Consider the following 20,135-nt stretch of genomic DNA (forward strand, 5'->3'; position numbering starts at 1 on the left):
TTTTTATTTTTCAATAGTGCGCTTAATCTCGACTAACTCCCCCATATGTTCACCTTGTTGTGTTTTTTCGATCCAATCAATCTGCGTACTGCTTATTCTTAAAAAGTTGGAACAGCGTGTGCCATAAATTGGACTTTGAATAAATGTTGAAGACAACAACGCTTCCATTTCAGGATTAATTCCAGTATTGGGCAGTAAATCAGGAATAATTTTTCGTTCATCTTCTAAAATATCCCAAACAGCGAATTGTAGATCTTGCTCAGAGATAGAAGGGACTTGCAACATGGGTAAAAATTCTTGGGTAAAGCGTTTACGTAAATGCTTGGTTTTTTCCCAATCATCTGACATCAAGCCATTTGAAACGACAAATACACCTTGGGATAACACTTGTGGGGCTTCACCGCGATTACTCATATAAACAGCTTGCTGTCGATCACCCACAAATAAGTTAAAACCCGCATAATCTCTTTGCTGCTTTTCCAATGCTTGTGCAAAACGAATTGGTGTTTGATCTGACGCTAAAAAGGCTTGAATCAAATAGCCACGCGTAGTGGGATAAGTTTGTTTATCAGCACCATCACGATAATTGGTAATCACTGCCCAACGTCCCTGTGGTGTAACCCCCATCCATGTTCCGCCTGATTGCAAATCTTGCCCTGCAATAATCGGACTGTTCGCCCATGACTGTAATTGAGTGCTTGGACGATGGTAGAATTCGTCACGATTTGAAATTAAACAAACAGGTAAATCATCCAAAACTTGCCAAGCCAATGCCACAATACACATAAAATACATTCCATGAAGTTTACACATTGAATGTACAACATTTTTAATATGTTTCAGCTAAAATCTGTGCAAAATAGAAAATCAAGGATTAGGAATGCTCACCTACCCGAATATTGACCCAATTGCGATATCACTGGGTCCACTCAACGTCCATTGGTATGGGCTGATGTATCTCTTGGCATTTTTATGTGCTTGGGGACTTGCTACTTATCGTGCTAAACAACGTGCTGACTGGAACTCTGAAATGGTTTCAGATCTGGTGTTCTTTGGTGCACTTGGAGTTGTGCTCGGTGGTCGTGTAGGCTATGTTTTATTTTACGAGTTTAGCAAATTTTTAGCAGATCCTATCTGGCTATTTAAAGTTTGGACTGGTGGTATGAGTTTCCACGGAGGCTTCCTTGGTGTAATGATCGCCATGCTTTTGTGGTGCCATAAATACAAGAAAACTTGGTTTGAAACACTAGATTTCATTGCACCCTGTGTACCGACGGGCTTGATGTTCGGTCGAATTGGTAACTTCATAGGTGGTGAATTATATGGTCGTCAAGTTTCTGACCCTAACTTTGCGCTAGGTATGATCTTCCCGACAGATCCACTACATTTGGTTCGTCATCCATCTCAGCTCTATCAAGCGCTGTGTGAAGGACTGCTGCTGTTCCTTATTCTATGGTTCTATAGTGCTAAACCACGCCCACGTTATGCCGTATCTGCAATCTTTCTAATGGGTTATGGCTGTGCTCGATTCTTTATGGAATTCTTCCGTGAACCTGATGCGGATCAAGGTTATATTTTGTTTGGTTGGATGACCAAAGGTCAAATCCTCTCATTCCCAATGATTCTGATTGGATTATGGTTAATTTGGTATGCTTACCAAAAGAAAATTTTTGACTGGGGTCCACAAAAAAATAATTAAGCCTTATGAGCTAAGTTGAAAAAGGTGAAGCTAAGCTTCACCTTTTTTATGCTAAATTATCATTATCCAATTTAAACGAAATCACTATGCTTGAATTTTGGTTTGATCCTAAAGTCTCGGTTGCAAAGAAGCTCATTTTTCTTATTTTATTGGTACTGGTCACTATTGGACTCTATTGGTACCAGCCTTTAACCCTTGATAATATTTTACTTTTTGCAGGTACAGGTATTATTTTTCTGATTTGTCGTTACTGTAAAGTTCATTTTGCAGCCCAAAACCCCACAGGATTTCTTTATCGTTTATTGACCTGGATTCCACTGGCTTTAGTTTTGGCATTGGTTTTTAAAAATATGAACAATGGTGAAATTTTGATCCCAGGCGCTCAAGGTATTGGTTTTATGGCTCTAGCAGTTTGTATTTTTTCACCACTATCCCTACTCAATCAAAATTCGTCTGAACAAGTCTCTAAATAATGTTAGATTTTTGGTATTCAGCGCGCTGTAGTCGTGAAATTAAAGTCGTCATTTCAATCTTAACCTGCGCAATAATTTATTATTGCACCACGATTGAGAAGTTAAGTCCAACGTTTACCGTGATGTGTTTAGCGATTGGAATCTCTACACATTTATTAAGAATGCTCGGGCTAAAAATCTCTAAAAATAATGTCTATACTCAAGGTTTCAAAATTTTATTTTCCATCTACCCTTTTCTTGCACTTATGCTTTTAATGGCTTTTTTACCTGCACAACATAAAATATTGACATCAATTCAAGCCCTTGGCTTTGCTGCTTTAGGTCTATTTATCATGTCAATTTATCAAAATCGCGCAAAACGTTTTGACTAAAGATGTTGTAAAAAAAAGCATTGCAATAAAAAAGGAAGCCTTTCATTCCAAAAGCTTCCTTTTTTATCTTTTAATCCGTAATAGATTAAATGATTTTGACTGTGAAACTAAGCAGCTAAACGATAATACTCATAGGTTACATTTGGGTCTTTATACACATCGTAACTACGCTGTCTAAAGTCAGAAACCCATTGAGAACCTGTAAATCCAGCAATATGGCCATAACGATGGCGACTGGTACTGTTGATGATATAAATATCACCTTCTTGAGGATTATCAAAGTCAGGACGGATTTGCTTATAACCAATCTCAGTTAAAGTCGAACCCCAATCTGAAGCCGCAACTGGATGATCAGAAAAACGTGCACCAGCTGATTCAAGCGCTATACGCACATATCTTGCACAACGATGTGCAGTAGTACTACGTGACATACTGACAAGTTTTTCAGTAAATTTACTAATATCGATTAAGCTTTCTTTCTTAAATGCTTCAGTTTGATTTTTAAAAGTTTCAAATGCTTTATTTTTTAAGTATTCATCTGGTCGAAAATTATTATTTTGATTTTCCGATCGAATCTGAATATGAACCGTGGGATTCACGTATTCATTCATATTAACATTGTGGTCGTAAATCATGCATTGTCCTCAAACTGCCCTTTTGAATTGATTCAAACTACCTTGTTTAAATCAATAACAACTTTTCACAAGCCATGAATAGTAATCAGCAATTCTTAAAATGTAGACTTAAAACATGTAAAAAAATATGTAAGTGTTAATAAATCTCATTTGTAACGCCTCAAGCTACTGAAACTGCTGACATTACACAATTCATCACTTGGGTTTGTTTGTTTAAAAATTAATCAATAGAGGTTTACTGGGCCGTATCATTAAAATATTTTCTTAATCTAATCAACACATTAAACTGTCAATTCAGTCACACTTTTGTTTTATGAATTCAGCAAAATCGTATGCCAAATAAAGATTTTTTCAATAAAAAGCTGATGTTATCAACATCAGCTTTTTAGAAATTATGCCGTCGGTGCTTAATAACAATCCCAGTTATACACCACTTTAGAGAAATCTCTTTTTTCAAGATCATCCGGATGAATAAAGAAGTTCCCTACACCTGAGTCGCCCCACATGATCTCAATACCTTCAGCTTCACCTGTATCGATCTGCAACAGTAAAATATAATCTTGAATAGATTCATTGTATTCACGCGGATCAGATTGAGTAAAAAATGGATATCCACCTAAACGATGACCGCTTGCGGAAAAAACTTCACTGTACTCATCACAAAACTCTTCTTCATTATCTTTTTCATAAGGGTCTGTGACTTTTTGAGCAAAATCAAAATTATTCATATCAATATAGCTTTCAGCCTTCTCAAACTGAATCGCAGACTGTCCTGCGATAGGACTATAAATATCGTCCTCAACAAAACTTGGAAAATCGCTTTGTAAAAGTGCAAGATCTTGCTCAATCTTGTCATAAAAAACCACCCGAAAGCCATCTTGCTTTTTTTGATCATCAAAATTGAGACCATATAAATCATCATGCGGATTGATAAAAAACTGTAAAATTCCAGACTTTGGATAATGTTGATTTTCTGGCACTTCTGCAAAATTGATCTGCGCCAATAATTGTAGGTCATCCCCCTCCGCGCTCTGCGGATATTGCGTCTCTACAGGTAAATAGGGATTTCCACCCACTTTGCTTTGCCAAATCTGTAAATCTTCAGTCGGCACTAATGATATTTCTATACTGTCTTTTTTTGTCGCAATAATTTGCGTTTTATATGGCTGTAAACATGCTGGGAGCTCATTCAAATTTATACTCATTTTCAAATACTCTTAGTTTTAGCTGTTAGATGGATGCAAAACAGAAAATAATCTAGCTTAAAAAGAAACTCAGATTAGTATAAACTCTGAAGCTATTCAGAAACATTACGAATGGGTAATCATGCGACATAATCTGTCATTTATGTCGTATGGACGCCCCAAATTGGACACTATATGAAAGCGTATTTAGACCTTCTACAACATATCCTAGACGATGGCGGTGACAAAGGTGATCGTACTGGTACTGGTACTCGTTCTGTATTTGGTCATCAAATGCGTTTTGACTTGTCAAAAGGGTTTCCGCTACTAACCACTAAAAAGGTTCATTTCCGCTCAATTGTGATTGAATTGCTGTGGTTCCTAAAAGGCGACACCAACGTTCAATATCTTAAAGACAATAAAGTTTCGATTTGGGATGAATGGTCTACCGCTGAGCAGACTGCCCGTTTTGGACGCCCTGAAGGGGAGTTGGGCCCAGTCTATGGTCATCAATGGCGTAACTTTGGCGCTACGCAAAAAGATAATGGTTTGTTTGAAAATGATGGTTTTGACCAAATCAGTTGGTTGGTCAATGAAATCAAGACCAATCCAAACTCACGTCGTTTGATTGTGTCTGGCTGGAATCCAAATGAAGCAGGTAAAGTTGCTTTACCGCCATGCCACACTTTATTCCAATTTTTTGTTCAAGATGGAAAGTTGTCTTGCCAACTTTATCAACGTAGTGCAGATGTTTTCTTTTTATTCCCCCATATGAATAATTCACAGTATGAAGTGTTGGCTGCTTAAAACCACCTACTTCACTTATGTTTATCGTAAATTTTAAATTATGTACAGTATGCTATAAAACTTAATCATTGAATTGATTTGGCGAATAGTATGGAAATCAAAGTTTGTTCAAATATAAGTTTAGACTTATCTAAATCATATCTAAATGAGCAATTTCAAAACTCAAAATTAAATACAATAGTAAGAGTTAACGGAGTTGGTGTCTTTGATGATAACGGTAGAATTCTACCTCTTATTTCTCAATATTTATCTTATTTCGCCAAGCATGAAAAAATTTCAGATAAATCGGCAAACACATACGGTAAAAATCTAACCTACTTTCTGCAATATATCCGCAATCGCTCAGATTATAGTAGTGATGAAAGTGATGATGTATTTCTTACTGTTCCTTCATATGTAATACAAGAATATTTAACTTGCTTAAGTTGCGAACAGAACATTAGTTCTTCTACGGTTAGAAACCGTGATGCAACCATACGTGCTTTTATTGATTTCTTGTGTTCATCCACAGAAAGTCGTATACCACTCAGACAAGATAATCCATACGAAAGAGGCTATCTTTCTAAAGCTCCAAAACGGACCCCTATTGTTGCCTGTAATCTTGATGATTTATTTATATTGATTACATCCACTTTATCTGAAAGAGAAAGAGTTTTACTTCAATTTTTATACGATTCAGGGCTTCGCCGATCAGAACTTCCTAGAGTTTCGCTTGAACATATTCAAAATACGGTAAATTTTAACTCTCAAACGTTTATATCAGATGATTCTGACAAACCCATTTCTCCCGATTATGCCCCTCTTGAAGTTCTAGGTAGTAAAGGGCGAGGTAATGAGCTAAAACCTCGGTGGTCATTAATTAGTTCAGCAACTATTCATCGTATTCAAAAGTACCATGCCTCCCCTCTGTATAAAAAGCATGCAAGAAAATATTCTACACCTTCTGAAACTCCAGCTTTTTTAAATGCTGAAGGAACCCCTTACACGCCATCTGCTATTAATAAATTGCTTAAGCGTTTGAGCAGTCGTGCTATTAAAAAAGGGCTCATGACTAGAGAAATCTCACCTCATAAGCTAAGACATGGCAATGCATACGCAATATTGCAATCAAATGATTTAGGAATTGATTATCTAGATCGGCTTGTAATCTTACAAAAAAACTTAGGACATAACCATTTGAATACGACCCAAATGTATACCAGTATCCCTCATAACATCTATAACTCGATGTGTAATGAAAATGGAGAACTCTTAACTAGGGCGGAAAAAATGAGACGTTTAACTGAAAAAACTCAATTAAGAATCAGTATCAAAGATATAAAATGAAAGGTCCCAGTCTAAATACCGCTCAAATAGTTAATGTCTAGGTTAAGACTAACAATATTTTATTTAAATCAATACACAATCAACAAAGTTCTTAGACTTCTTTAGCAAATCAATATGAATGGATGGCAAAAGTAATTAATTATATTGATTGGGGCCTTAATAAACAGGAATTATCATGGCAGATCTCAAGACAGTTATTAGCAATAAAAGACGAATTAAAGATGTTAAATCTACTGTCATAAAATGGGTAGAAACGGTATCTGATGACATAGATGCTATGTGGGAAATACCTGTTGCTAAGGCTAATACAGATTTAGGTTTTAACGTATCAGTCGAATACCTTAAAACCGTTTTAGGTATTTCAAAATGTGCAGCACAAAAATATAGAGCATTGGCTTATCCTTTAATTAAAGTAATGATTGAAAACGAAATTTTAGTATCTCCAAATGGCATTTCAGGAGCTGCCACCGTTGAAAGCAGAAGAAAACTGCTTAGTTGGTACAGAAAGTTGAACTCTAAAGAAAAAAGTCAGTTACCTATTTTTGGCAATAAAATTTCACTTGGAAAAATACCTACAGATCAACGCCCTATCAAACAGGGTGAATTAGGCTTTGATGTTGTTAAAAAGGCATGGGAATCTATTCATCAAGATCTTGAAAATTTAGGTTTATTGGATACCAATTATAAAAGTGTTTCACAACGGATCGAAGATAGAAATAGTAATCCAAAGCCACTTCATCAAACCAAAAAAGATAAATTAAATAGATTAGCTAATCTTAAACTTAATGACCTATTAGACTTCATTGAACCTTCAGAGGCTGAACCTTTTATTCAGATTGAGCAGCTTTTTGCATCTATGACGAACTCGTTAGCATCAGAATCAGGAAAAGATAACTACAGAAATGCATGTAGCCTATTTATCAAATTTCTTTCTGGACTACATGGAAATACACCCTTAAAAATTTTAGAAAATTTTGATGAACACTTATTATCTAAATATAGGAAACACTTAGAAAATAATATATTGGATAATAAAATATCAAGCCATCATGCTAATACTGTTCTAAGTTCAGTACGCGTCACATTGGATCGGCTAACGAAAATTAAAGGACTAGAATATGTTTTTTTTGATGTAGCAGGCTTTGATACTACAAGACAAACAGATCTAAAAAAACCTTTCAGCAAAAATGAGCGCATTCAAATATTAGAAGCTATCGATCAGGAACTTAATGAAGCTAAATTAAGTCTAGAGCCTTATAAAAAAACTGGTATGGGCTCCAACCCTTTAGATCAAAATGGTAATCGGGTAAGAGGTTTATCAACTTTAGAAAACGCTCGTTGGTTGTTCGAAAACATGTTGGATTGTAAACCTATTCATTTTAGTACAGCAAAAACGCCAATCGAACAATCGTTCCTTAGAATCATAGCAGATTCAAAAAAAGGACTAATGACTGTATATAAAGAATGGGGGGTCACACCTATCATAGGAGTAGAATTACTCTTACCATATTTTCTAAAACTAGCTCAAGTTACAGGTTTAAATACTGATTCTATAATTGCTTTAAATATAGATGATTATGAACCTTGTCATCCTGCGACATCATGCCCCTGCCTTAAATATTGGAAAGAAAGATCTGATGGCTACAAAGAATACCCATTGGATTTTATCGATGCTGATATCTCTTGGCTTACAGTAAAGCAAGCGCAAACTGTAAAGGCTATTTTCGATGACGTAATTAGATTAACTCGTGACATTAGAAAAAATATCGACGATGAAAAAAATCAGCAAAGATTATTTATATATCAATCCAATAGTGTAAAACATCATGGACGAATAACGCCCTTATTAGGAAATGAAGATAAAAATTCGAAAAAACTAACCGATGTTATCTCTAAATTCGTAAAAAAATACAATTTAACGAATGATAAAGATTGCCCATTGGTCTTAACAATCAGTAGATTTAGACCCACTTTAATAAGCGAAATGCTTGATTCTGAAGCGTCGTTACGTGAAATTCAGCTTCTGTTAGGTCATAAATCTATTCGCACAACTATTCAATATTTAGATTCTTTGGACTTTAATGCTTTAAGTAGAAAAAAGCTCAATGAAAAATTAATCGAAATACAACAATCCACGTTAGATACTCAATCTGAAGAAAAACAAAAACGAATTGAACTCAAAAAGGAAGATCATGTAACAATTACATTTAAGACACCACTCGCTGAATGCAAGAACATTTTTGCCCCCCCAGAATTTATTAAAAATTTATCATCTTATACTCATGGAACACCATGTTCTCAATATAACAAATGTTTAAGCTGTGACAATGTAATTGTTTCAGTTAAGGATCTGCCCCAAATCTTTGCAATGCAACGTGATTACAAGCTCCTCATTGAGAACTCTCAGGTAATGAATACACCATATGCCCGTGTGATTGAAGAGAATCTAGAGCTTATAAAACACATTATAGACCCTAAACTATCTGATTTTTCTATAGAAGAACTTAAAAATGCTGAAATTACAGCTGAATACATTGAAGCAACTTTTTTGGTTGATGGAGTTTTATAATGAATAATGAAACAAAACTAAACATATTAACGAGTTTTGTAGAACATCGTCTCTATCTAATGAATACACCGAATCTAGGTGAAAAATTAGATAGTAAATTTTCTCCAAAAAAACCTGATAATTCTTTTAAATATGTCAATGATTTAATGGAGCGACCAATTTCAAAGTCATCTAAATTTTCAGATAGTATTTGGGATTTCAACGCTGACTATCCTCATGCTGCTCGTAATGTTCAAGGTGCAAAACTATGTATTGACTATACAAAATATGAAAGCATTCCAAAATTTATTTTAATTGAAATAAAAGTTATCTTTGAACTTGCTCTACTTAACAATCTTATTTTTCGACCTAAAAATAGTAGTCGGAAAGGTTCTAAAAAGGGAATGCTTAAAGCTAACACCTTAATTCCTATTTTCAAAAGTGGTCTAGAATTTATTAATGAAATATTTAAAATACTCAATGAAGAATTCGGGCATGAATTCATCCAATACAAATTTCAATCGTTATCTGATATTGATTCAACACATTATAACAAAGCGGCAAAAACTTTTGATCAGTTGCTAACTACGAAGCTGTATGGCTTTTTTGAATATATGAGAAGTCCCTCCTCCACCAAATATGTTTTTGATAAATCAATTATTTATGTCGATTTGGAAAGTTTAGACTGGAAAAAAAAACCTAATAAAAATAAACAGGAAAAAGATAAAATTCTACCCGATAAGATCTTCGAACATTTATCTAAAATGACATCATTCATCGTAGTAGATTTCTTAAGCAATATAGGTGAAAAATCGAAAATATCAGATATCCATACTCTGGAGCGCTTTAGTGCAAGTAAATATTCGTCTTGGGCAAATAAAGAAAAAATTAACCTTAAAATGTTTAACTACTATATTGCACTTCGCCTAAGGGCTAAAGGCTACTCTCCAAGCTCAGTTTTTGAAAAAATTGAGTTAGATAAAAGGATGAACGACAAAGTTTTACTAATGGGAGACCGAACAATACGAAAATCATTGAAAAATGCTGGTTTTAATATTAACAATCTACGTGAATATTTCAATTTAGTAGCATATTCATGTCTTTACCTAGTTGGTCAATATACAGGGATGAGACCATCAGAATTAGCCGAAATCAAAGTAGAAAACTGTAGTTGCCTTGTAGAGGAAAATGGAATTTGGTTGATTAAAAGTTCACTCAAGAAACATCAGCAAGAGATCAATACCGGCTTGTTTGATGATAAATGGGTAGCCATTCCAATTATTAGAGACGCAATATTGGCAGCTTCTCATATCTCGAAAATCAAATCTTCACCTTACCTAGTATCTAACGTAGATACTGTAAAACCCAATAGTAATGCTGTAGCAATGAAAAGTAGCGGTCTTTCATACCAAATAAATAATCTTATTACCCAACTTTTAGGACACCAAGTAGCGGATCAAATCAAATTTAATCCTTATATGTTACGTCACACTTTAACCTATCAACTATTTAGGGCAGAAGTCGGATTGCCACTCATTTCCTTTCAACTGAAACACTTTGTGGATAATGTGAATAAATTTACATCAATGGGGGCTACATCAACTGTAACTCTAGGCTACGGTGAAATAGGGGAATTACTTTCAAAGGGTGGTAGCCGAAAAACAAGTAGATCCTTAAGGCACTCTGCTGAATTAGAGGTTGTTAAAGCTGTAAATAATCCAAATGCAGCATACTATGGCAGCAAAGCCGCTGAACATAAGCAAAATCTCATCAAGATATTCCAAGGATATATGGCAGCTGGATACACTGAAGAAGAAATATATGAGGCAATGACTGATCAAGGTATGGCTGTTGTCTATGTAGGTCAAGGTATATGCTACGGTAACAGAACTGAAGAATTTGACTCCTCTTTACCCTGTATTGGTTCCTTACGATGCAATCCTGCAAGATGTAGTCAAGCTATTGTTACTAGTACACATGCCCCTAAATGGCGTGAAGTTTATATCTTGAATAAAGCAAATCTTAATAAACCAGAATATGCTTATAATCGTGACCAAATTAAAGCCGCAATGGATGAAGCTGCAATGGTTCTAGAGAGCCTAGGTGAAGAGGTAGAATTATGAATACCAATACTTATGATCAAAAAAATGCTGAAGACTATGAGGAAAATACCTTAAAACTTAAAAAATCATTACTAGAAATAGAGAACAATCCATCACTTAAAGCTACTATTGCCCAATTGTCAAAAATGGCTGGAATTCATCGAAATACTATTACAAATCGTGACTGGCCATTAAAACATCTACAAAGAATTAAAGAGAAACGATCCTCCAAAGACGAGGAAAATAAAAAACAACGCATAAGTGATAAAACATCGTTAGATGAAAAACTTAATCAGGCAAGACAAGAAGTTATCTATTGGTTTAACCAATACCAAGATATCAAACTTTCTTTTGATCACCTTCATACACAGTTAAAGACTCAAAAAGAATCTCATGCTTATTATAAAAATTTATATGAAGAATATCAAAAAAAAATTTTGTTAGCAGAACAAGAAATCGAACGGTTAAAAACATTATTAGAAAGCAAAGGCATCCTGCCAGATTTAATTAAACACTAGATATCGTAAGTTAATTCTATTGGATAAAGATACTAAATCCTCACCCAATAGAATTTACTATTTATACTGAAAAAGGATAAGCAATTGCTTCATGATATTGATAGCCTTCGACCTCAAAATCATCTAGTGTTACCCATGTTTCTATGTCTTCGAGAGTCTTAATCTTTGGATTTATTATAAGTTTTGGAGCTGCGTAAGGCTCACGTTTAAGTTGAACATCACGCATAAGTTCTAACTGATCCTCATAGATATGTGCATTCACAATCTTGTGATAAGCCTTTCCTGCCTTATAACCTGTAATTTGAGCCATTAATGCCAATAAAGTGAAGACTTGAATTTGATTGAAATTTTGACCCAATGGTACATCACATGAACGTTGTGACGACGTTAGGTAAAGTGTTTCTCCCACCAAAGAAAAGGTATGAGTATGCATGCAAGGTCGTAAGCATCCCATATCAAACTCACCCGGATTATAGAAAGTCAGAATTTCGCCACGATCATCAATCCCATTTCGTAAATCCTCATAGATCTTACGAAGCTGATCAAACTCTTTACCCTCAGAATTACGCCAATGACGTCCCTGAACACCATAGACACGCCCCATATCGTCTTCACCTTTACGATAAGGATTCGCTAACCAAGCTCCATTTTCGTTAGCATTTGCATTCCAAGTATTACAACCAATCGCTCTAAATTGGGCAGCGTTGTCATATCCACGCAAATAGCCTAGCAATTCTGCAATAGCTGCTTTCCAATAACTTTTTCTAGTTGTAACTAAAGGAAACTCATTCTTTCCTACGTTATATACTAAATCAGCATTAACAACGGTTAAACAACGCTTTCCAGTTCGTTCATTCTCAACCCATACGCCTTCATCAACTATGCGTTGACACAAATCTAGATACTGCTTCATTTAACCACCTAAATATTACCAATCAAAATTCAACTAATATCACGTTATATAATATTCAAATAAAACATAGACCAATCACAAAAAACAATATTTTTCAATACCTTAAATAATTTATGATGAAATCCAATATTGATGAATTAATTCAATATTATAGAGTGTTAAGTGTTTCTTGCACAGACCTCAAAAACGTGCTTCATGACCTCCTTCCATCTCAATCATAAATTTAGATATTTTCTGTTTTTTATATTGCCCCAAGGCATTTTGCTTAGCTTAGGATAGCTTTTATTCTCGTAGATCTATAGTACTTTGAACTAGAGCATTAAATTGAACTTCATCATTTAATTTCAATCTTTCCAATATAAACTTTGAAGTCTCAATCATTTCTTGTGATGAAATTGGTCTCATTGTTCTATCAAATATTTCTTCAGCATGTGAATACTCATTTGCTATTCTATCCACTAGCTTAAAGTGATTAAGATTGTTTTCTGCATCAAAGAACTTCTCTCTAAATGCTGACTTATCTTGATCAGAAGGATATTTGAAATAATTATATACTTCAAAAAATTTCCTCATATTATTGCTGAAATTATAAATTTGATCCGGACCTAGCTCAGTTGTTGTTTGCGCACAATTCCATATCTGTGAAAAAAGGTAATTAAATTCCGTATTATACTTTCTTAAATAATTCGGAAGCACATCTAACTTACTAATATTATTTTCTTTATTAATAAGATAGAAAGAGACATCCTCTTTTTCATTTCTTTTGGTTGAAGTACAAGATGGATCACTACAACTTTTAATATTTGTTCTATTTTTAGGAATAGTTAATTTTCGTAGATATTTTAAAAATTCTAAGTTGTGGGTCGATATAAATAATTGCTTATATGATTTTTCTTTACATATAATATTTTCTATTAGACTATAAATATAGAAAATATTATTAGAATCCAAGCTCGATATAGGATCATCAATATAAATGATCACATCTGATAATTTCTCTATATTTTTCAAATTGTATACTAAAGCGATAAAATAACAAAAAGCCACCAACGTACATTCGCCTTCGCTTAAATTATAGGCTTCCTGTCCATTTCTAACTATTTTAAATCGACCTTGTTGGCCTTCCGCTTCTATAGGAATTAAAGATAAACTTTCATGACCAAAAAAACTATTAAGGAATTTATTAACTAATTCACTTGCTGCACTTATTGTGCTTTTTTGAGCATTTAGTTTTTTTATTTCCTCTTGAATATTAACCTGATAGGTTTGAATTTCCAAAACTCTTTCAGAGTTTTCTTGTTCAAATGGAATTAGCTTCCTAACACTTTCCTCTAACTCAATTATTTTACTATTTTTTTTGTGCCATTCAAATTCAATTAAGTATTCAACAATACGCTCTTCAAGTACTTCAGCTTTTAATTTATTTTGCTCTCTACTAATATTTTTTGAAAAGTCATCATTCTTATTACATATATCGATCACTTGAATATATGCATCAATTAAAGCTCTAAAACTTTTCTTTAAAGAGCTAAAGTCAAAAAATAATTCAAGGCTCAAACTAATTAGTTTTTCATCTAATTTTAACTCTAATAAGGATAGGCTTTCTAAAAAATCAAATGCTTTTGATTTAATATTTTCAAGTAATACTAAATATTCACTTTTAAAACTATCATAGAAGTATGCATCTGGTTCTACAAATCCCTCTATGAGGACAGATAAAGCTTTAGATATTTTCTTTTGGCTTTCAATAAGTCCAATCATTTCTTTTTTGAGATTTTCTTCTCTTTGGTTCGAGAAAATTTCATATTGTTCTAATACTGATTTTTTTAGCTCTCCACCACAAAATTCACAACTTTCTTTATTGTGTTTTTTATGTAAATGATAACCCTGAAGTGCCCATTCTTTAAAAAACTCATTGATTTCTTTTGTAATGTTTTTCTCAACTACTTCTTTTAATTTTTTATCGGAATGCTCAATATGTTGGTTTATAGAATTTTCTATTTCAACTACTTTGTTTTGAATATTTATTTCTGGCTTTTGAGAAACCTTCATATCATTAATTTTTTTTAGAATTTCATCTTCAGTTAATTTTCTTATTAATTGAGGATTTCCTAATAGTATCCCATCAATATCAATTACTAAATTTGGTCGTCTGTATGTACGAGCAGTATTTAAACCACTTGCTTCAAGCTCTCTAGCTTTCTCTGTTAAACTATTTTCTTTAACTCTTATTAATCCTGACTTTTCTCTTTCAATTTTAATTTTATCCCTATTAATTAGATCTATTGCTCTATTAACTCCTTGTTCAGTTTTATCTAGAACTTCTATTGAAAATCGCAACTCATTTATTTTATTATCTATTAAAATTTGATCTTGACCAACTACAACAGCATCAAAACTTTTTATACTACCTGTTTCATGATTATTAAATACTAGGAAAGATAAATTTTCATTTATAAAATCTTTATTGAACACCAATAAGTCTTTAGAATTTTCTTTATAATTACTAGAATCTATAATTTCATTTTCAAATACTGTTTTAAAAATGGGATTCAAATAGTTTTCTGGGTCATTTTTATTTTTTAATAATGCGAAAATCCTTGATAAAGTTGTTTTTCCAGAGTAGTTTGCTCCATAGATGATATTCATTTTTTTAAAATAATTCTTCTCGGATAATCCATTAAAATTCTGATAGCTTCCAAAGTTTTGTATTTCTATATTTTTTAACATAGTTTCCCCTTTAATACTTTTTAAAATTATTGAAAAATTAATCCACCGCTTGATTAAACGCTTCTAGGAAATTGGTGTTTGCTTTTTCACACTTTAAATTTTAATCTGACAAAATTAAGAATTTGTTCAAACACAAGAAATGAAACAGTGAATCGATCATTTTCGATCTCTGATATCGTTGTTTTATTAATTCTGTTTTCTTCTGATAAAGTTTTTTGCGTGTAGCAGAGCGCTTTTTCACAGCGCAGATTTCTTTGCCAATTTCTATTCTAGTTTTCATATATCTTACAAATCTCCAATTTAATTAGTGATATAGCTAACTTTTTTAATAATACACTTAATCAATTCATCAGTACATATTTCACTCAGTTCAAAATATATTTAAACTGATCTAATACTGTAATAATTAATTTGCTCTTTCCACATTGTAACTGCTTGTTCTTTAGCAATTTGATAAAACTCACTGTAATATTAATATCATCGCTTGCAAAGTACTGTAAAGGAAAATATTAAATTGAGGCTAACTGTTTATCATTGCGCCATGATTGAAGATTCAATGGACTATTAGACTCTTGGTCGATTAACTTTTGAAAAATGGTATAGGTCACTGGATTTATTTAACACAGTATCAAGGGAATTGGGTTCCAGATGAAATAAATTATCCACTTCAAGCAAAAAATATGTGATGAAAACCAATACAGAAGTTCCTAGTTTTATCCTCGATATGATGCATGGGGGAAATATTTACTAATCCAATCTTCTAGGGCACTTGATTACTTACTCAATTCACCAAATTCAGATCGCTTTGGTCACTTACTTTTAGACAATAAACGTTGTCCACCTAAAAACCATTCAACTGAAATCTTTCACTCAAACGTTGAACATAGATGAAAATAAAAGTTGGAAAATGAATTAAAAGAGATTTTCAAGCTTTGATAATGAGATATTGCTTGGTAATTTAGCTACTGAATTTTGATGTAATTTCAAATAAGTACTCATGTTAAAGATGAGCACTTATCTTATTTAGGACACTGATTTCAGACTCTAGATTCTTAAGTTGTTGTTCACTGTTTTTCTTAAACACGATAAGAGTATCTTTTAACAGAGGAAATTCTTTTAGATATTGATCAAAAAATTGAATTTCTAACTGAGTCTTCTCCAGCGCTATCTTCAAACTTTTAAGCTTTTTCTCAAATTCGCCTTGAAAATCAGACTTAATTCCTTTGTTTAATAAATATGTATTGAGTTCTGACATTGTATAATTTGAGGAATACTCATAATTTTGGCGAGTACGAGGAGTAAGCGTAATCAAATTAATTTTAACTAAACTTCTAATTATATTATAGGTAATTTGATAGCCGTTATAGCCACGATACTCAGGATACTCATTTGTAAAACCATCAAATATGGTTTTAAATTCGCTATTTATAAAATTGTGATTTGATAAAAACTTAATCAAACAACGACTAAGTTTATGATTTTTAGGCATAAAAAACTCAACATACTACTTGAAAGTAAAAAATATCCCATTTTGGGATATTTGTTAGAATAGTACACCATTTTGAGCTATGAGCTCAATACACGACCCTAGGTATAGGGAAATTATTACAGAATTGATTAAACTGCGTGAATCTAAAAATATAACGCAGGTACAGTTAGCCTTGTCCTTAAAAAAACCACAGTCCTATGTTGCTAAAGTTGAAAACTGTGAGAGAAGATTAGACTTTATTGAGTTACATGATTGGTTAATGCATTTAGATGAAAAAATTACAACTTTTCTAACTAATAAATTCTAGATTTTTTACATAGTAAAGTATGGAAAGTTATAATTTTACAACCATTCATAATAGTCAAATAGTTGTACTTTAAGGTAGAAAAAGGATCATAATGTGCAATCTTTAACACATTATGATCTACCAAAAAATATTCAATTTGAATGAAACTGCATATTCTTTATTCTATTGGAGACCAAATTTCACAAAAAATAGACAGAGAGTCGTATCTAATTTCAGCACTTTCAATGGGTTCTAACATGTGCATTTCGCAGATGAGATTTTATATCAAATAGATTTTGGAACGTGTCGATGCGGTGTGTGAACCGTAATCTCAGCCTATGTAGGAAAGCACAATTACCTACTGTCGTGGACAACCGATGTGTGGCTCAGTCAACCTGAATTTAGTATTCGGCAATACTTTAAGAGCAAGCAAGTTTTTGCAGGCTTTTAGGTTGAATGTTGAGAGAGTGAGTGCATTTTTTTTTTAGATAGTTATAATTTAATAATGATTTTATATGTTTAGATATACTGATGAAATTTAAAAAAATTGGTTATTTTGATCAAAAAAGTTTTACTCCAGAAGCTGATACATTTTTTTTAGTTACAGATAATTGGAATGATCAAGGTTATTATACATACTTTCACTTAATTTATTGTGGTTCTGATTTAGTAAAGAATAAGATTGGTACTTTAAGAATAGCTTTTAAAGGACAAACAGAAGGAGATTACACTGATGTAAAAATCGCTCAAGTTTTTAATAAATTAGAGGATAATTTTTATTCACTAGGAACAGATGAGGAATATTATTTAAATTTAAAAAAATTAGATCCAAGTATTCAATTAGAAATACTGGATAATTTAAATGATATAGCTAACAAAAAATCATTATTAGACGAAGTTAAATCGGAGGGAGCTTTTTTGAAAGCTTTCCTTAGGGATACCAGTATTTTAAATATAGAACAAAAATTTAGAAAAATTATAAATGATGAAATTATTTTAACAGATTTTAATTTTCAGTTTGATATAATTGCATCTAATAAAAACTATCCTGTTACTTTAGATTTTGATGTTTTAAAAGATTCAATGCCTCCTACGAATATTCATACGATTATTGGTAGAAATGGAGTTGGAAAAACACATATTTTAAATTCAATGATTGAAGCCATTACATCTAATTCTGATGAAGTTTTTTTTAGTGAAAAATTTACTGATTATTTAGGTGAAGTGGAGAGTATAAAAATAGATTATACCTTCTTTAGCCAATTAATTTCTGTATCTTTTAGTGCATTTGATCCATTTATTCCACCTAAAGATGGTTCAATTAATGTTTATGGAACAAAATATCATTACATTGGTTTAAAAAATTATTTTCCTGATGATGCTCTTGATAAACCTAAATCAAAAACACCAAAAGAATTAACAACAGAATTTTACTCTTCATTTAGTTTTATTTTAAAAACTAATTTAAAAAGAAATATTTGGAATGATTCAATCAAAACTCTTTGTTCTGATCCTAACTTTGCAGAGATGGAACTTCATGAATTAAATAATGAGTCAAAAGAAGCTATATGCAAAAAGTTTGAGAGAATGAGTTCAGGTCATAAAATTGTATTATTAACAGTTACTAAGTTAGTAGAAAGGTTAGAAGAAAAATCATTAGTAATTTTAGATGAGCCTGAATGTCACTTACATCCACCTCTCTTGTCAGCCTTTGTTAGGGCTCTTAGTAATATCTTAAGAAATAGGAACGCTGTTGCTATTATTGCGACTCACTCTCCAGTTGTTGTACAAGAGGTTCCGAAAACTTGTGTAACAAAGTTAACAAGGCATGGCGCTGTAATGGTGGGGAAAAAGCCTAAATGCGAAACATTTGGCGAAAATATTGGAATATTGACTAATGAAATTTTTGGTTTAGAAGTGAAAGAATCTGGTTTTTTGAAATTTTTAAAGGATTTAGTTGATGAAGGGCTTACTTATGAAGATATAGTAAGTAAATTCCACAATCAATTAGGTACAGAAGCAAAAGGTTTATTGCGTGTTCTTATTATGGAGCGCAATCAATGATCAAATTAGATAAAATTTCTATTAATGATTTACAATCTGTACAAATTACCTTGGATACTCTTTTAGATAAAACCCTAATAGATTCTTATAAAGAAATTTACCATTATTTTGTATATCATGCTTTCTTAATAGATAGTTCATTTAAAAATCTAGAAAGCTACAAATTAACATCATGTATGATTGGTTTAGATCGTAGAAGCAACCCAGTTTTACATAAAAATACATCTAAAAAAAAATTAAATAATTTATATGGCTATATGAGAGATAGGAAAGATAAAGATGCAAGAAAACAAATATATAATGTAATTAAAAGCTCTGCAGATATGTGTCCATATTGTGGAGAATGTAATCCTGTTACAACATTAGATCATTATCTACCAAAGGCAGATTTTCCTCAATATTCTGTATTCACTAGTAATTTATTACCATCATGTGGTACTTGTAATACTGGAAAATTGAATACTGTAGCAACTTGTTATATTGATCAACCAATTCACCCATATTTTGATAAGTCAATATTTTTTAATGATATATGGATTGAAGGTAGTATAAGTGATTATACTACCTTAGGGCTGAATATTTATACTAATCCACCTAGTTTATGGTCTAATGATGATAAACTAAGAGCTAGTAAACATTTTAAAGATTATAGAATAGAAGCTGAATATAAATTACGAATAAATAGTGAGGCTTCTCAACTATTATATCTATTGAAAAATTCTTTGAGAATGCTAACAGGAACTGCTTTACAGGAATATTTAATAGATTGTTCAAATACTCCAGGTCTTTTTGAAAATCATTGGCGTAAAGTTTTTTATAGAGCATTAGCTAAAGATCCAAATATCTTTAATCGAGTTCAAATTCATTAGGTAAAAGCAACAGTCAAATTTTCGTAAAATTAACATAATGCACGTTATACCTAATGATTCATAATTATCCTTTAAATTCAATCCGATACTTCCAGAATCTTGGCCCATTCCCTCCAGAGTG

Annotated in this window: 16 protein-coding genes and 2 pseudogenes; 11 read left to right on the forward strand and 7 right to left on the reverse strand. The window is 32.4% G+C overall.

Annotated elements, in window-relative coordinates; translation table 11 throughout:
* Positions 1–3 precede the first annotated feature (3 nt).
* Positions 4–786 carry an NRDE family protein gene (locus ACG916_RS15705; RefSeq protein ID WP_419328748.1) on the reverse strand — a complete coding sequence of 261 codons (783 nt, stop codon included), beginning with the start codon at positions 784–786 and terminating at the stop codon, positions 4–6.
* A gap of 94 nt (positions 787–880) precedes the next feature.
* Between ACG916_RS15705 and lgt the strand changes: the two genes are divergently transcribed.
* From lgt to ACG916_RS15720, 3 genes are all read left to right on the forward strand, one after another.
* Entirely contained in the window at positions 881–1,699 is an 819-nt protein-coding gene (gene lgt / locus ACG916_RS15710; RefSeq protein WP_336954547.1) for a prolipoprotein diacylglyceryl transferase, read from the forward strand.
* Between the two features lie 86 nt (positions 1,700–1,785).
* Positions 1,786–2,172: a hypothetical protein gene (locus ACG916_RS15715; protein ID WP_336954546.1), complete on the forward strand. Its 387-nt coding sequence runs from the start codon at positions 1,786–1,788 to the stop codon at positions 2,170–2,172.
* Positions 2,172–2,543 carry a hypothetical protein gene (locus ACG916_RS15720; RefSeq protein ID WP_419328715.1) on the forward strand — a complete coding sequence of 124 codons (372 nt, stop codon included), beginning with the start codon at positions 2,172–2,174 and terminating at the stop codon, positions 2,541–2,543. The genes ACG916_RS15715 and ACG916_RS15720 overlap by 1 nt, the downstream gene beginning before the upstream one ends.
* A 107-nt stretch (positions 2,544–2,650) precedes the next feature.
* On the opposite strand, the gene ACG916_RS15725 is transcribed toward ACG916_RS15720, so the two are convergent.
* Both ACG916_RS15725 and ACG916_RS15730 read right to left on the reverse strand, forming a co-directional pair.
* Positions 2,651–3,178 carry a hypothetical protein gene (locus ACG916_RS15725; RefSeq protein WP_004726489.1) on the reverse strand — a complete coding sequence of 176 codons (528 nt, stop codon included), beginning with the start codon at positions 3,176–3,178 and terminating at the stop codon, positions 2,651–2,653.
* A gap of 407 nt (positions 3,179–3,585) precedes the next feature.
* Positions 3,586–4,383 carry a YwqG family protein gene (locus ACG916_RS15730; RefSeq protein ID WP_336954543.1) on the reverse strand — a complete coding sequence of 266 codons (798 nt, stop codon included), beginning with the start codon at positions 4,381–4,383 and terminating at the stop codon, positions 3,586–3,588.
* Between the two features lie 174 nt (positions 4,384–4,557).
* On the opposite strand from ACG916_RS15730, the pseudogene thyA reads away from it, so the two are divergent.
* The 5 genes and pseudogenes from thyA to ACG916_RS15755 form a co-directional block, all read left to right on the forward strand.
* Positions 4,558–5,160, forward strand: a pseudogene (gene thyA / locus ACG916_RS15735) (thymidylate synthase); the annotation flags it as partial.
* 99 nt (positions 5,161–5,259) lie between these two features.
* Positions 5,260–6,495: a tyrosine-type recombinase/integrase gene (locus tag ACG916_RS15740; RefSeq protein ID WP_419330599.1), complete on the forward strand. Its 1,236-nt coding sequence runs from the start codon at positions 5,260–5,262 to the stop codon at positions 6,493–6,495.
* Positions 6,496–6,670: 175 nt separating this feature from the next.
* A complete protein-coding gene (locus tag ACG916_RS15745) occupies positions 6,671–9,064 on the forward strand; it encodes a site-specific integrase (RefSeq protein ID WP_419328712.1) in 2,394 nt (797 codons plus the stop codon).
* Positions 9,064–11,166 (forward strand): site-specific integrase, encoded by a 2,103-nt coding sequence (locus ACG916_RS15750; RefSeq protein ID WP_419328710.1) that lies wholly within the window; start codon positions 9,064–9,066, stop codon positions 11,164–11,166. Before ACG916_RS15745 ends, ACG916_RS15750 begins: the two co-directional genes overlap by 1 nt.
* A complete protein-coding gene (locus ACG916_RS15755) occupies positions 11,163–11,663 on the forward strand; it encodes a hypothetical protein (RefSeq protein WP_419328709.1) in 501 nt (166 codons plus the stop codon). The genes ACG916_RS15750 and ACG916_RS15755 overlap by 4 nt, the downstream gene beginning before the upstream one ends.
* A 61-nt stretch (positions 11,664–11,724) precedes the next feature.
* Here the strand turns inward: ACG916_RS15755 and ACG916_RS15760 are convergent, their stop codons facing one another.
* The 4 genes and pseudogenes from ACG916_RS15760 to ACG916_RS15775 form a co-directional block, all read right to left on the reverse strand.
* Positions 11,725–12,576: a thymidylate synthase gene (locus tag ACG916_RS15760; protein WP_419328708.1), complete on the reverse strand. Its 852-nt coding sequence runs from the start codon at positions 12,574–12,576 to the stop codon at positions 11,725–11,727.
* Positions 12,577–12,858: 282 nt separating this feature from the next.
* Complete coding sequence (locus ACG916_RS15765; protein ID WP_419328706.1) at positions 12,859–15,306, reverse strand: AAA family ATPase; 2,448 nt, start codon at positions 15,304–15,306, stop codon at positions 12,859–12,861.
* An 89-nt stretch (positions 15,307–15,395) separates the two neighbouring features.
* Positions 15,396–15,586, reverse strand: a pseudogene (locus ACG916_RS15770) (helix-turn-helix domain-containing protein); the annotation flags it as partial.
* Between the two features lie 720 nt (positions 15,587–16,306).
* Positions 16,307–16,795, reverse strand: coding sequence for a hypothetical protein (locus tag ACG916_RS15775; protein ID WP_419328704.1), 489 nt, complete (start codon positions 16,793–16,795; stop codon positions 16,307–16,309).
* A gap of 79 nt (positions 16,796–16,874) precedes the next feature.
* Between ACG916_RS15775 and ACG916_RS15780 the strand changes: the two genes are divergently transcribed.
* From ACG916_RS15780 to ACG916_RS15790, 3 genes are all read left to right on the forward strand, one after another.
* The gene (locus ACG916_RS15780; RefSeq protein ID WP_097077665.1) at positions 16,875–17,102 is read left to right on the forward strand and encodes a helix-turn-helix domain-containing protein; all 228 of its coding nucleotides are present in this window, start codon (positions 16,875–16,877) and stop codon (positions 17,100–17,102) included.
* 510 nt (positions 17,103–17,612) lie between these two features.
* Positions 17,613–19,145: an AAA family ATPase gene (locus ACG916_RS15785; RefSeq protein ID WP_419328703.1), complete on the forward strand. Its 1,533-nt coding sequence runs from the start codon at positions 17,613–17,615 to the stop codon at positions 19,143–19,145.
* The gene (locus tag ACG916_RS15790) at positions 19,142–20,014 is read left to right on the forward strand and encodes an HNH endonuclease (RefSeq protein WP_419328701.1); all 873 of its coding nucleotides are present in this window, start codon (positions 19,142–19,144) and stop codon (positions 20,012–20,014) included. The genes ACG916_RS15785 and ACG916_RS15790 overlap by 4 nt, the downstream gene beginning before the upstream one ends.
* Positions 20,015–20,135: the final 121 nt, after the last annotated feature.

Source organism: Acinetobacter legionensis (genome assembly GCF_048552295.1).
GTDB lineage: Bacteria > Pseudomonadota > Gammaproteobacteria > Pseudomonadales > Moraxellaceae > Acinetobacter.